The 12,356-nt window shown below is 69.5% G+C and carries 12 protein-coding genes; 5 read left to right on the forward strand and 7 right to left on the reverse strand.

Features of this window, described 5'->3' with window-relative positions; genetic code table 11:
- On the reverse strand, positions 1-2,018 hold a 2,018-nt coding region (locus HR086_RS38250; RefSeq protein ID WP_174468101.1), incomplete at its 3' end, for an ATP-dependent helicase.
- 34 nt (positions 2,019-2,052) lie between these two features.
- Between HR086_RS38250 and HR086_RS38255 the strand changes: the two genes are divergently transcribed.
- Entirely contained in the window at positions 2,053-2,616 is a 564-nt protein-coding gene (locus HR086_RS38255; protein WP_246137789.1) for a hypothetical protein, read from the forward strand.
- A 29-nt stretch (positions 2,617-2,645) separates the two neighbouring features.
- A complete protein-coding gene (locus tag HR086_RS38260) occupies positions 2,646-3,143 on the forward strand; it encodes a caib/baif family protein (protein WP_174458550.1) in 498 nt (165 codons plus the stop codon).
- Between the two features lie 27 nt (positions 3,144-3,170).
- On the opposite strand, the gene HR086_RS38265 is transcribed toward HR086_RS38260, so the two are convergent.
- Both HR086_RS38265 and HR086_RS38270 read right to left on the reverse strand, forming a co-directional pair.
- Entirely contained in the window at positions 3,171-4,358 is a 1,188-nt protein-coding gene (locus HR086_RS38265) for a class I SAM-dependent rRNA methyltransferase (protein ID WP_174458549.1), read from the reverse strand.
- A gap of 5 nt (positions 4,359-4,363) precedes the next feature.
- Positions 4,364-5,581, reverse strand: a complete 1,218-nt coding sequence (locus tag HR086_RS38270) for a metallopeptidase family protein (protein ID WP_141648510.1) — start codon at positions 5,579-5,581, stop codon at positions 4,364-4,366.
- 108 nt (positions 5,582-5,689) lie between these two features.
- On the opposite strand from HR086_RS38270, the gene HR086_RS38275 reads away from it, so the two are divergent.
- Positions 5,690-6,271: a nucleoside triphosphate pyrophosphatase gene (locus HR086_RS38275; RefSeq protein WP_174468102.1), complete on the forward strand. Its 582-nt coding sequence runs from the start codon at positions 5,690-5,692 to the stop codon at positions 6,269-6,271.
- Between the two features lie 12 nt (positions 6,272-6,283).
- On the opposite strand, the gene HR086_RS38280 is transcribed toward HR086_RS38275, so the two are convergent.
- Both HR086_RS38280 and HR086_RS38285 read right to left on the reverse strand, forming a co-directional pair.
- Positions 6,284-7,246 carry a hypothetical protein gene (locus HR086_RS38280; RefSeq protein ID WP_174468103.1) on the reverse strand — a complete coding sequence of 321 codons (963 nt, stop codon included), beginning with the start codon at positions 7,244-7,246 and terminating at the stop codon, positions 6,284-6,286.
- 13 nt (positions 7,247-7,259) lie between these two features.
- Positions 7,260-8,342 (reverse strand): zinc ribbon domain-containing protein, encoded by a 1,083-nt coding sequence (locus HR086_RS38285; RefSeq protein ID WP_174468104.1) that lies wholly within the window; start codon positions 8,340-8,342, stop codon positions 7,260-7,262.
- A gap of 406 nt (positions 8,343-8,748) precedes the next feature.
- On the opposite strand from HR086_RS38285, the gene HR086_RS38290 reads away from it, so the two are divergent.
- The gene (locus HR086_RS38290; RefSeq protein WP_141648506.1) at positions 8,749-8,991 is read left to right on the forward strand and encodes a hypothetical protein; all 243 of its coding nucleotides are present in this window, start codon (positions 8,749-8,751) and stop codon (positions 8,989-8,991) included.
- 69 nt (positions 8,992-9,060) lie between these two features.
- Here the strand turns inward: HR086_RS38290 and HR086_RS38295 are convergent, their stop codons facing one another.
- Together HR086_RS38295 and HR086_RS38300 are read right to left on the reverse strand one after the other, a co-directional pair.
- On the reverse strand, positions 9,061-9,312 hold the full coding sequence (locus HR086_RS38295) for a hypothetical protein (protein WP_141648505.1): 252 nt from the start codon (positions 9,310-9,312) through the stop codon (positions 9,061-9,063).
- A 573-nt stretch (positions 9,313-9,885) separates the two neighbouring features.
- Positions 9,886-11,385 (reverse strand): PD40 domain-containing protein, encoded by a 1,500-nt coding sequence (locus HR086_RS38300; RefSeq protein WP_174468105.1) that lies wholly within the window; start codon positions 11,383-11,385, stop codon positions 9,886-9,888.
- 118 nt (positions 11,386-11,503) lie between these two features.
- Between HR086_RS38300 and HR086_RS38305 the strand changes: the two genes are divergently transcribed.
- On the forward strand, positions 11,504-12,301 hold the full coding sequence (locus HR086_RS38305) for a TatD family hydrolase (protein WP_174468106.1): 798 nt from the start codon (positions 11,504-11,506) through the stop codon (positions 12,299-12,301).
- Positions 12,302-12,356 lie beyond the last annotated feature (55 nt).

A 12,356-nucleotide genomic window follows, 5' to 3' on the forward strand; every position in this document is an offset into this window, starting at 1 on the left:
TTCTTGAAGCGCTCCTTGAGGTTCGCGAAGAAGTTCTTCTCCTCCGGCGTGGGGTCGCCTTGACGCGGCGCGTCCATGGCGATGTGCTCGGCGACTTCCGGGGGGAGGTCCTCCAGGAACCGGGAGGGCGTCCGGGGGACTTCCTTGCCGCGCTTCACGCGGGTGACGGCGCGCGTGAGGTACAGCGTCTCCTTGGCGCGGGTGATGCCCACGTAGCAGAGGCGGCGCTCCTCCTCGAGGTTCTGCGCCTCGCCCTGCATGCCTCCGTGCGGCATCAGGTCCTCCTCCATGCCGATGAAGAAGACGAGCCGGTACTCCAGGCCCTTGGACGCGTGCACCGTCATCAGGGTGACGCGGCGGTTGGCACCGGGCACTTCGTCGTCCTCCTCCTGCTTCGTGTCCAGGCTGAGGCGGTTGAGGTACGTCAGGAGGCTGGCCTTGGGGCCCTCGCGCTTCTCGAAGCGCTCCAGCGAGCCGAGCACCCCATCCACGCCCTTGAGCTTCTTGTCCGCGCTGGTGGCGCTGGGCGCGTGGGCGCGCGTGGCCTCGCGAAAGCCAATCTCCTCCAGGAGCTTGCGCGTCACGGTGGCCAGTTGGCCGTGCTCGTACGCGGCGCGGTAGCGCTCCACCAGCTCCACGAACTCGCGGACCTTCTCGCCGGCGCCGGGGGGCAAATCCTCGTACTCGGTGGCCTTGCGCATCACCGTCCACAGGGTGACGCCCTCGGAGCGCGAGTGCCCGTGCAGCCGCTCCATCGTCACGTCGCCGATGCCCCGGGACGGGACGTTGACGATGCGCATGAGGGAGATTTCATCCAGCCGGTTCACGATGACCTTGAAGTACGCGATGACGTCCTTCACCTCGCGCCGGTCGAAGAACTCGCTGCCGCCCACGACTTCGTAGGAGATGCCCTTCTCGCGCAGCATCTCCTCCACCGGGTGGGACTGGCCGTTGGTCCGGTAGAGCACCGCGATGTCGTCCTCGAGGACGCCCAGCGACACGTGCTTCTGGATTTCGTGCGCGACGAAGCGGGCCTCCTCCTCGTCATTGGGGCACGCCACGACCTTGACCTTGGGGCCGCCCTTGCGGTCGGTCCACATCTGCTTGGCCTTGCGCTCGGGGTTCTTCGCGATGACGGCGTTGGCCGCGTCCAGCACCATCTGCACGGAGCGGTAGTTCTGCTCCAGTCGCACCTCCTTCCCGCCCGGGAAGAAGTGGTCGAAGTGGAGGATGTTGCGCACCTCCGCGCCGCGCCACGAGTAGATGCACTGGTCGTCGTCACCCACCGCGCACACGTTGCGCGACTCGCCGGCCATCAGCTTGAGCACGTCGAGCTGGGCCATGTTGGTGTCCTGGAACTCGTCCACCAGGAGGTAGCGGAAGCGGCGCGTGTACTTGACGTAGAGGTCCGAGTGCTCGCGTAGCAGCCGCGCGGGCAACAGGAGCAGGTCATCGAAGTCCACCGAGCCCTGCGCCTTCAGCGCCAGTTGGTAGCCCGGGTACACCATGTGGGTGATGAGGTCGTAGTCATCACCGATGCCCTCCGGCTTGGGCTCCGGGGCCTTGCCGGAGTTCTTCGCCTTGGAGATGAGGTTGAGCACCTTGCGCGCGTCAAAGGAGCGGTCGTCGATGCGGTGCTCGCGCATGGCGCGGCGGATGATGGCCAGCTGATCACCCATGTCCGCGATGGCGAACTTCTTGGGCCACCCCAGGCGATGGATGTCCTCGCGGAGCATCTCCGCGCCGAAGGCGTGGAAGGTGCACACCAGCACGCCCTGCGCGCGCGGCCCGGCCATGTGGACCAGGCGCTCCTTCATCTCGGTCGCCGCCTTGTTGGTGAAGGTGACGGCGAGGATGTTGCGAGCCAGGATGTGGTCTGGTCGCTCGTTGAGCAGGTGGACGATGCGGTGGGTGATGACGCGAGTCTTCCCGCTGCCAGCACCCGCGAGGACCAGCAAGGGCCCCTGGAGGGTAACCACGGCCTCGCGCTGCGGAGGGTTGAGCTTCGAGAGGTCCATTGCGCGCGGGCCGGGGATACCCTTTGATTCGTCCGTGCGCGACAACTTTCTCCTCCGCCTCACCGCCGCCCTGCTCGCGCTCGCTCCAGGTGTCGGATGCCTGGACCGTGACGGCGCCTCACGCGAGGTGGAAGCCTCCGTGCCCGCCGCGAGCGCGCCCTGCGTGTACTTCAAGACGCTGGCCCCCTTCCTCCCAGAGACGCTGGAGGGGTTCACCGTCGCGCGCACCCAGGGCTCCACCGGCAAGTACGGCGAGGTGTCCGTCTCCGAGGCCGAGCGCCTGTTCACCCGAGGTGAGGGACGAGAGGTGAAGGTGCGCATCGTGGACACCACGATGGGCGAGAAGATTGGACAGGCCATCCGCGACGCGGCGGAGCGGGCCAAGGACCGGGCACCCAGCGACCCGGCGGCCCCCATCCACTGGAAGGACGCGGTGGGCTTCGTGAGGTACGACGCGGAGGAGTCGCTGGCGGAGGCCAACCTGCTGGTGGGCGACCGCTTCGTGGTGGCCGTCACCAGCCGGGGTTTCCCGGGTACGGTGGAGGTGCGGCGGGTGGCGCGTGGAATCGACCTGGCCGGGCTGGCCCGGCTTCAGTGAGCCCCGACAATGGGCAAGGAGTGTCCCGGGTGGTGAAGGAGAAAGGTACGCGGCCCGACGCAGTGGATCCGCTCGCCGCGGAGAAGGCCGCACGCGCGTTGGTGGCGACGCTCGGCAAGCGGGAGTTCCTGGAACAACTCCAGAAGCTCACCAAGAGCTTTGCGTCGGACCCCGGCAACCCCGGCTCCTACGCATGCGAGGGATGTCAGCGCTGCGCCAACTGCATGTTCTGCAAGGACTGCGACAGCTGCTTCCAGTGCACCCACTGCACGCGGTGCGAGCTGTGCAACAACTGCTCGCACTGCGTGGAGTGCAAGAGCTGTCACGCGTGCGCCTACTGCCTGCAGAGCGAGAACTGCACCACCAGCGCGTACCTGGTGCTCTGCCGCAACCTGCAGGACTGCAACTACTGCTTCGGCTGCGTGGGGCTGGCCAAGAAGGACTTCCACATCCTGAATGTCCCCTTCCCTCGAACCGAGTACTTCAAGGTCGTGGGCAAGCTGCGCAAGGAGCTGGGGCTGTCGTGAGCAGCCCCGTCGTCCCCGTGCGCGCTGCTAGAGGGCGCGCACGTAGAGGGCCTTGAGGTACTCCGTCTCCTGCAACCCACCGAGCACCGGGTGGTCCAGGCCCGCGCCCCGGCGCTCCAGAATCTGAATCGGGCGCTTGGCGTCCGCCGCGGCGCCGAGCAGCATCTCCTCGAAGCCCGCGCGGTCCAGCTTGCCGGAGCACGAGCAGGTGACGAGCAGTCCGTCCGGCTTCAAGCAGCGCAACGCGCGCAGGTTCAGCTCGTGGTAGGCGCGCAGCGCGGTCTCCAGGCCCTCGCGGCGCTTGGCGAGCCCCGGCGGGTCCAACACGATGGTGTCGAAGCGCCGGCTCTGTGAGTCGAAGCGCTTGAGCACATCGAAGGCGTTGGCGTTCTCCACGCTGACGTTCGTCCGGTTGTTGGCGCGGGCGTTTTCGCCGATGCGCGCCGCGGCCTTCTCGTCCTGCTCCACCGCGAGCACCGACTCGGAGTTGCGAGCCAGGGCCAGCGCGAAGCCACCGTGGTAGCTGAAGAGGTCCAGCGCCTCGCCGCGCGCCAGCTCTCCGGCGCGCAGGTGGTTGTCCACCTGGTCCAGGAAGGCGCCCGTCTTCATGTCGCCCAGCAGGTCCACTTCGAAGCGGTTGTCGCCCTCGTGGTACGTGAAGCGCGACTCTCCCTCGCCGTGCAGGAAGCGCGACTCGCGCGGAAGGCCCTCGAAGTCGCGGCCGGAGGCGTCGTCGCGGCACACCACGTGGGTGGCGCCGGTGAGTTCCACCAGCATCTTCGCGAGGGACTCCTTGCGGGCGTCCATTCCCTCGGAGAGCGTCTGGAGCGTCAGGCCCTTGCCGTAGCGGTCCACGAAGAGACCGGGCAGTTGGTCCGACTCACCATGCACCAGCCGCAGACCGTCGCGCCCGGACAGCGAGGACCTGCGCGCGAGCGCGGCCTCCAGGCGACGACGGAAGAAGAGGTCGTTCACCGGCTGCTCGCGAGGGGGCTTGCGCGTCAGCAGCCGCAGCGCCAGCGGGGAGCGCCGCGCATAGAGGGCCTGGCCAATGGGGTTGCCCTGCGAGTCCACCACCAGCACCACCGCGCCAGGGCCCGTCACGTCGGGCGGGGCGGCCAGCTCGGTGCGGTACAGCCAGGGGTTTCCGGTGCGCAGGGACTTCGCGCCCTTGGGAGTCGTACGTGCCACGGGAAGCGTTACGTTGATGGCCATTCGCGTCACTCCAGGCCGCGCGCGGCCAGTTCTTCATCGTCCTCCCCTCGCAGATGCCCGATTTCGTGCAGCAATGTCACGCGAATCTGCTCGCGCAGCTCCGCCGGCGTGCGCACGGCCCTCGCCAGGTTGCGTCGGTAGAGCACCACGGAGCGGCACGGCGTCTCCGTTCCGTCGCACGGCGCGCCCAGCGGCGGCCCTCTGAACAATCCGAGGATGGTGGGCGACAGCGGAGGCTGGTTGGCCAGCAAGTCACCCTCGGCGGGCAGCTCCTCCGCGGTGACGGGCACTCCCTCCAAGTCGCCCCGCATGTCCACGGGCAGCTCCGACACGGCCCGCGCCACGTCCACGCGGAAGGCGTCCTCGCCAGGCAGGGGCGGCGTCGGGAAGTCCTCCGGCGCCAGGCTCCGGGCCTTGTCGAAGTGGACCTGCGCCTGCTTCCACTTCCCCTCTCGCTCCAGCAACAAGCCCAGGTGCTGGTGCGCATGCGCGGCGCGCTCCGCGTCGGACACGAGCCCCTGGAAGGCCACCTTCGCCTCGGCGAAGCGACACAGCTCGAAGAGGGCCAGGGCCCGCTCGTAGAGCGCTTCCCGGCTGCCCGGCTCCCGGGCCAGGACGATGGCCGCGCGCGCCAGGGCCTCTTCCGACTGGCCCAGGTCGTTGAAGGCCATGGCCGCCACCAGCGCCAGATGCGGAATCAGCTCCGGAGGGGTACCGGGCTGAGACAGGCCGCGCTCGGCGTAGAGCGTGCCCAGTTCGTCTCGCTCGCGCGTAGAGGGCAGCTGCACGGCATAGAGGTGCGCCGCGCCCAGCAGCGCATCCGAGTCCCCCGGGTCGATGGCGAGCGCCCGCGCGAAGGCGAGCTGGGCCTCGGGCTCGCGTCCCAGCGCGGCCAGCGCCACGCCGCGCTCGGCATGGGCCGCCGCGAGGTCCGGCTCCAGGGCCGCCGCCTGCGCCGCGCAGGACAGCGCCTCCTCGAAGCGACCTCCGTCGTAGTACCCGCGCGCCGCATCCAGCGGCGAGCTGCCCTGCGCGCGACACACCGCGAGCGGCTGCACGGGACGCGAGGCGACGTCGGCACCTTCCGCCGGGGAGGCATTGGCCGCCGGGGCCTTCACCGAGGACACCTCCGGCGGACCGGCGTCTCCCGTCTCCGGGGCCGAGGCGTTCCGCTTACACGCGGTGAGGAGAAGGCAGAGGGCGAGCAGACCGCGCCGCGACATGGGGCGTCAGGCTACGGCATCACCTCGTGGCCGGGAAGCGGGGACGTGCATGCTCGCTCGGCAGGCGGCATCCCCGCGCGCGCTCGGGTGAACTAGGGTGGGAGCCCCATGAGAGACTTGATTCTGGCGTCCACGTCCAGCGCCCGCCGAGCGCTGATGGACGGCCTGGGCCTGCCCTACCGCACCCAATCCCCAGGGGTGGACGAGACGGTGGCTCCCCACCTGTCCGCGAAGGAGGCCGTCCGGGAGCTGGCGGCCCGCAAGGCTCGCGCGGTCCACGCGCGCAACCCGGACGCATGGGTGCTGGGCGCCGACCAGCTCGTCGAGGTCGCCGGCGAGACGCTCACCAAGCCCGACAACCGCGAAGCCGCGCGTGGGCAACTGGGCAAGTTGCTGGGCCATACCCACGACATCCACACCGGCGTCTGCCTCGTGGGCCCCGGAGGCCACTTCAGCGAGGCCGTGGAGACCGCCCGACTCACCTTCCACGCCGTGACGCCCGACGAGCTGGAGCGCTACCTGGACCTGAACGAGTGGGAGGGCTGCTGCGGCAGCTACCGCGTGGAAGGCGCGGGACAGGCGCTGCTGGCGCGCTTGGACGGAGACCGCTCCAACGTGCAGGGCCTGCCCATGGTGACGGTGGTGCGACTGCTGCGGCAGGCCGGCTTCTCGTTCTTCGAGCGCCGGTAGTCCGCCCCTCCGTCAGCCCGCGGTGGACAACTCCGCGAGAATCTCCTGGTACGCGGCGCGGGCCTTGTCGGACTGGTCCGCCTTGAAGCTGGCCGCCGCTACCACTGGGTGACCGCCACCGCCGAACCGACCGGCAATCGCGGACAGGTCGTGCTTGCGCAGCTCCGGCTTCCACGGGTTGGAGCCGAGCGACACCTTGGCGCGCGACGCGCCCTTGCCCACCCACAGCGTGTAGCGCGCATCCGGATAGAGCGCGTACGCGATGAACTTGTTGAGGCTGTCGACGCCCTCGTCCACCAGGTCGAAGAAGACGACGCCGCGCTCGTAGCGGGCCTTCGCTCGCACCAGCTCGATGTGGCCCTGGTGACGCGAGAGCAGCGGGGCCAGCGGCGTGGCGATGAGCGGCGAGGCGGCGAGCTCCGCGAGCGATTCCGACTGCATGCGCCGGATGACCTCGGGGATGAGCGCCGGGTCCTTGTTCGCCTCCAGCACCGTCATGATGCGCAGCGCGGGCTCCTCCAGCGCCACCGCCATCTGGGGCGACGGAAACTGGGCGCCGTCGATGATTTCGGCCCAGTGGATGAGGTCCGAGAGCGACGACGCATCCCAGCCGAAGCGCTCGTGCGCCACGTCCGCCAGGTACTTCGTGCAGCTCTTGCGGTGCCCGTCGTGGAACTTGCGCCCGCTGGTGTCCGCGAGGAAGTGCGCCTCGTCCCCCGGCTGCTGGAAGGCGGAGGCATGGTGGTCGAACCACCACGTCAGCCGCGCGTCCTGGCTGTAGCGGAAGTCGACGATGACGTTCTCCTCGCCAGTGAAGACCGCCGGGTCGATGCCCTCCGCGCCCGGCTTGTGATTCAGGCCCTGGTAGCCAAAGGCCGCGTCCGCGCGGACGCGCTCCCGATAGAAGCGGGAGAACACCGCGGCGCTCGCGGCACCGTCGAAGCAGTTGTCGTGAAAGAGGACCTGAACGTTCATGGCGGGCTGCCCTTTACTGCAACGCGAGTCCCTCGCCCACCGCCGCGAAGGCCGCGGCCCCCTGCGCATCGCCCGTCTGTACATCACCCGACCCGGCGGCGACGACGGCCAGCCCCACCAGTCGACCATCCGCCAGCAGCCCGCAGCCCAGCGTGCCTCGCGCCCCCGCCGACGTGTTCAGCGCGTAGAGCTGCGTGCGGCCTCCCAGCGCGGCGGGCGCCGGCCGCGTCAACGGTGCATTCGACGCCCCACCCAACGAGCGCAGCAGGCCCTGACACCCCGCCACCAGCGACACACCCGGCGAGCGCTCCACCCACAAGAGACCGAAGCGTCCTCGCGCCACGTCGCCGAAGCCCACGCCGCTGCCATTCAGCGTCGCCGTGGGCAGCACCAGGTGCGTGGAGAGCTGCTCGCGCGTCAGCCGCTCCCACCCCACGGGCAGCTCCAGCCGGTATCCCAGCTCGCTGCCGACCAGGAGCTGGCGGACGCCGCCACCGCCCCCCGGAGTCAGCGTCCCCGGAATGGCGAGGAGCGCCGACGACACCAACGCCACGGCGAGTCCCAGCCCCAGGCCCACGTACCGCCGCGCGGCGCCGGGCTCGCCCAGCACCAGCGTCAGCGCCACCAGTCCCAGCGCGAAGTAGGCCACGTGCACCGGGGCCGTCGGCGCCGCGCGCGCAAGCCAGGCCGTGGCCAACAGCTGCACCACCAGCCCCGTCTGCGCGAGCCCCTTCGCGGGCCCCCGGTTGACCACCAGCACCAGCGCGAGCACCAGGTCCAGCGCCACCAGCCCGTACGTCCACGAGGGGTCCTGGAGCGAGCCCAACACGCCACCGGCTCGCAGGAACCACGCCGCCGCGCTCGCCCCCAGCACACCCGCCACGGGCCCTGGATGGGCGGACACCGCGCTCGTCACCAGGTCGCCACCGAACACCGTGGCGTCGTCGTCCACCGCGTCCCCCAACCTGTCCAGCCGCGTGCGGCCGACCTTCTTGTAGGACTGGAGATGATCGAACGGCTCACCACAGGCGGGACAGGCCGTGGCACCCCGGGGAATGGGGCTATGACCGCAGCTCGGGCAGAGGGTCTGAGGCATGCGCCGGCGTATACCGCACTGAACACTCCGCCCACGAGAGCGCGACGCGCGTGTTAGCCGCACCCCGCAGTGCCAATTTTTCGACCAAAAGGGCGGGGCTCGAATGACACCTGAGTCATTCAAGACTGAGCACACTCGCAGTCCTTGCGGCTTCTGGCCGACTCTCGACTCTTGAACGAAACGTCGAGATTCCCGGGCTGGCTGAACGAAAAATCTCGACAGAACGAGGAATCGGTTCCGAACCCCGACGTTTACCGTGAGGTGGTGAACCTGGAACCCTGCTTCACTACAGGGAAATCCCGTAGAGCAGGTTACCTGCCAGGTGAGCCTCCGACTGGCACCTCGTCTGCATATGTCAGACCCCAGGTGTACTCACCCGCGCTGAACCGCGTGGTGGGAGGAGCACATGGCCAAGAGGACGACACGCAAGAGCGTCACGGTCCGCAGGCAGGGTCGCCGGGTGATGCCCGCGCTCCGGCGGACGGCTCAGAGGGCCCGGGTGGCCGCGGAGAGGGCCCAGCTCACCGTGGGGGAAGTCATCGCCGCGGCCTTCGACACGGCCGGTGGCGAACTCGGTGAGGCGCTGGAGGTGATGACCTCGCCGCAGATGGCGCGGGCCCTGGGGCGCCGCATCATCGTCGTAGGTTGAAGCACGACAGCATCCCAGGCTCCCTCGGGCCGCTCCCTCGACTCGGGACGCGGCCGGGAGGTCTGGGTGTCAGTCTCCCGCCAGCAGTTCGCTGGTGTAGTTCTGCTGGGTAGGCTCGCCCGCGAGCGCGCGTGAGAAGTCCTCGGCGTTGTTCGGGTGCACCAGGAAGGTGCCCGCGCGCGTCTCCAGGCGCACAGGCTCCACGTCCGGGTGCGGGTCAGCGGCCACGGTGCCACCGCCGCCATCGTCCAGCCGCGCGGTCGGCACGGTGGCACAGCCAGCGAACAGCAGGACACCGAGCGTCACGAGGCCAGTCTTCATCCGAGTCCTCCGGGGCACGGTCCATACGCATGTGGCGGACCGAGGGCCCCTGCCTATTCCGGTGGCACCCCGAGCCGCAAGGCTCGACGCGTCGCACGCGAAGGACGGAAGGCCCGCGCCCCGGACACTTCACCGGAACGCGGGCCCAGCACGACTCGGACTACCGGGGCTGCCTGCGCGGCCGAGCAGTACTCGACGCGTCGCTCGCGAAGGACGGCAGGCCCGTGCCCCGGACACTCCACTGGAACGCGGGCCCAGCACGACTCGGACTACCGGGGCTGCCTGCGCGGCCAAATAACGCCCGATGCGTCGCACGCGAAGGCCCGCCCCCCCGGACACTCCACCGGAACGCGGGCCCAGCACGACTCGGACTACCGGGGCTGCCTGCGCGGCCAAATAACGCCCGATGCGTCGCACGCGAAGGCCCGCACCCCGGACACTCCACCGGAACGCGGGCCGAGCACGACTCGGACTACCGGGGCTGCCTGCACGGCCGAGCCGTGCTCGACACGTCGCAGGCGAAGGCCCGCGCCCCGGACACTTCACCGGAACGCGGGCCAAACACGACTCGGACTACCGGGGCTGCCAGCGCGGCCGGTGGTCGTCGCTGTCACCTGTCTGGAGCGTGTAGCCCGCCCTGGGATGGACGATGGCCGCGTTCACCGGAGCGCCAGTGGCGGGGTCGACCTGCTGGACGTTGAGCTGCCCCGCCTTGATGAAGGCAACGAAACGTCCGTCCGGAGAGAACGACGGGAGCGTGCCGTCATCCGCGAGCCGCACCTCGGTGCCCGTGGCGGTGCCATCCTGCGGATTGATTGCGCGCAGGAAGACGGCGTTGCCCGGTCGCGTCTGGCAGGGAGAAACGCCCCCGCCGCACAGCACGGCATCTCCCGTGGTGGGCTTGAAGTAGTACGCGCGCACGTACGCGGACCAGGTCCCATCCGGAGCCCAGATGGGACTGGCGATGAACGAGTCGATGGTGCCATCCGTGGACGTCTCCGTGGAGACATCCGCGATGAGCTGGGGCTGCCCACCCCCCGTCACGTTGAGCGAGTACAGCCTGAACAGCGGCACGGGGATGGCATCCCCGGCGAACGTCACCATTTCGTTGTTCGGGTTGGACAGGAACAGGAGCTGGGAATTGACGTGGTTGTAGTGCGCCTGCTCCGCGGTGGCCCCCGAGTTGGCCAGGGGCGTCGGCGAAGCGCCGAGGCTCGAGGTCAACAGGCCCTCGCCCGTCACGTTGTAGACGAACGTCGTGCCATCCGGAGCCCAGTCCGGGAACGCGCCCGTCGTCGTGGCCTGCGATACCACACTGCCCGCGGGGTCCGTCGACACCACGGAGATGCCGGAGCGGCTGCTGCCGTTCTGCCGCACCCAGGCGATGGAGTTGCTCGGCTCCCACTCCATGGAGCGGAAGCTCTCCGTGTTGCCCGAACCACCATCCGCGAGGACCAGGGCCTGCCCCTGGACGAGCGGAACATCGCGCACCGTCAGGTCACCCGCGACCTTCTCCGTGGACGTGTCCACGGCCCCCTGCGCGAACGATACTCGCGTGCCGCTCGGTGCCCAGCGCGGGTAGCGGCTGTCCGTATCCCCGTCCGACAACGCCGTCATGCCCGGCGTGTCGTAGCGCATGACGAGCGCCTTCGAGACGCCCGCGTCGTCACGCCCGGTCACGGCGACATGCTGCGCCTGACACGTCAGGGGCGTGCCCTCACAGCGCAAGCCCGCGATGCAATCCGCGGAGGCCGCGCAGCTCTCGCCCTTCCCCGCCGTGCCCTGGCCTCCACCATCCGCCGGGCCCGCATCCGGCACGCCCGCGTCAGGCTCTCCCGCATCCGGGACACCCGCATCCGGCTCTCCCGCGTCAGGCTCTCCCGCGTCCGGCTCGGGAGGAGCGGGAATGGGACGCTGCTCACATTCATTGTCGGCGGTGCAGACCCACTCCTGCCCCTCGGCGGGCTGGCCATTGTCCGCGCGACAATCGAACTGGTCGACGCACTCGTCAGCACACCCCGACGAGAGTACCCACAGCGCGCAACACAGCGCCCCGACGACTCGCTTGTCCATATTGCCCCTCCAAAAAAGAGGAGGGCGTATAGCCTCGGGAAAATGACCGCGATGGTTCCCCGGGGTGGGTTCCAGAAGCGTGTTCCTGATTGAACGGCGATGCCCCACGGCGTGATGAATGATCGACACCCACTGCCATCTCGATGCGACGCGATTCGATGAGGACCGAACCCTCGTGCTGGAGCGAGCCTGGGCCGCGGGCCTCCAAGGCATCCTCATCCCCGGCGTGGGCACGCATGACTGGGAACCCTTGCTGGAGCTGTCCCGGAACGAGCCCCGCATCCAGGTGGGCCTGGGCATCCACCCCCAGCTCCTGCCGGAGATGACGCCCGAGGAGGACGACGTGGCGCTGGAGTTGCTCGACGCGCTGTTGTCGAAGGGCGGCGCGGTGGCCGTGGGCGAGTGCGGGCTGGATGGCCCGTCCCTTCCCGGCGCGCCGCTGGAGCGACAGGTGTCGGTGCTCCAGAGGCACCTGGCGCTCGCTCGCAAGCACCAGCTCCCCGTGTTGATGCATTGTCACCGACTCCATCCCGCGCTCATCGAGCTGCTCAAGCAGGAGCAGATGCCGGAGGCGGGCCTGCTCATGCACAGCTACAGCGGCGGCGTGGAGCTGGCGCGCTTCTATCTCCAGAAGGGCTGCCACTTCTCCTTCGCGGGCCCGGTGACGTGGGCGGAGGCACGCAAGCCGCTGGACGCGCTGCGCGCCATTCCCCTGGAGCGACTGATGGCGGAGACAGACGCCCCGGACCAGGCGCCCACGCCCCACCGGGGGGGCCGCTCCGAGCCGGCCTACCTGCCCCACATCCTGGAGGGGATGGCCCGCGTCCGGGGGGAGCCCCTCGACGAGGTCGCCCAGCGGACGACCGAGAATGCCCGCAGGCTCTTCCGGGAAGGTTTTCCCCCCGCTTCGCGGTAGGCGAGCGGTCGCGTTATAGAGGACTCCCATGAACCCGCAGCCCCCACCGCCCGAC

It is taken from the genome of Myxococcus sp. CA039A, assembly GCF_013336645.1.
In the GTDB taxonomy this organism is placed as follows: Bacteria; Myxococcota; Myxococcia; order Myxococcales; family Myxococcaceae; genus Myxococcus; species Myxococcus llanfairpwllgwyngyllgogerychwyrndrobwllllantysiliogogogochensis.

What these genes read in the sequence shown, in the direction of transcription:
- HR086_RS38285 (WP_174468104.1), bottom strand. Translation starts at nt 8,342, where the DNA reads ATGCCTCAGACCCTCTGCCCGAGCTGCGGTCATAGCCCCATTCCCCGG.
- HR086_RS38305 (WP_174468106.1), top strand. Translation starts at nt 11,504, where the DNA reads ATGATCGACACCCACTGCCATCTCGATGCGACGCGATTCGATGAGGAC.
- HR086_RS38275 (WP_174468102.1), top strand. Translation starts at nt 5,690, where the DNA reads ATGAGAGACTTGATTCTGGCGTCCACGTCCAGCGCCCGCCGAGCGCTG.
- HR086_RS38290 (WP_141648506.1), top strand. Translation starts at nt 8,749, where the DNA reads ATGGCCAAGAGGACGACACGCAAGAGCGTCACGGTCCGCAGGCAGGGT.
- HR086_RS38265 (WP_174458549.1), bottom strand. Translation starts at nt 4,358, where the DNA reads ATGGCCATCAACGTAACGCTTCCCGTGGCACGTACGACTCCCAAGGGC.
- HR086_RS38295 (WP_141648505.1), bottom strand. Translation starts at nt 9,312, where the DNA reads ATGAAGACTGGCCTCGTGACGCTCGGTGTCCTGCTGTTCGCTGGCTGT.
- HR086_RS38300 (WP_174468105.1), bottom strand. Translation starts at nt 11,385, where the DNA reads ATGGACAAGCGAGTCGTCGGGGCGCTGTGTTGCGCGCTGTGGGTACTC.
- HR086_RS38280 (WP_174468103.1), bottom strand. Translation starts at nt 7,246, where the DNA reads ATGAACGTTCAGGTCCTCTTTCACGACAACTGCTTCGACGGTGCCGCG.
- HR086_RS38270 (WP_141648510.1), bottom strand. Translation starts at nt 5,581, where the DNA reads ATGTCGCGGCGCGGTCTGCTCGCCCTCTGCCTTCTCCTCACCGCGTGT.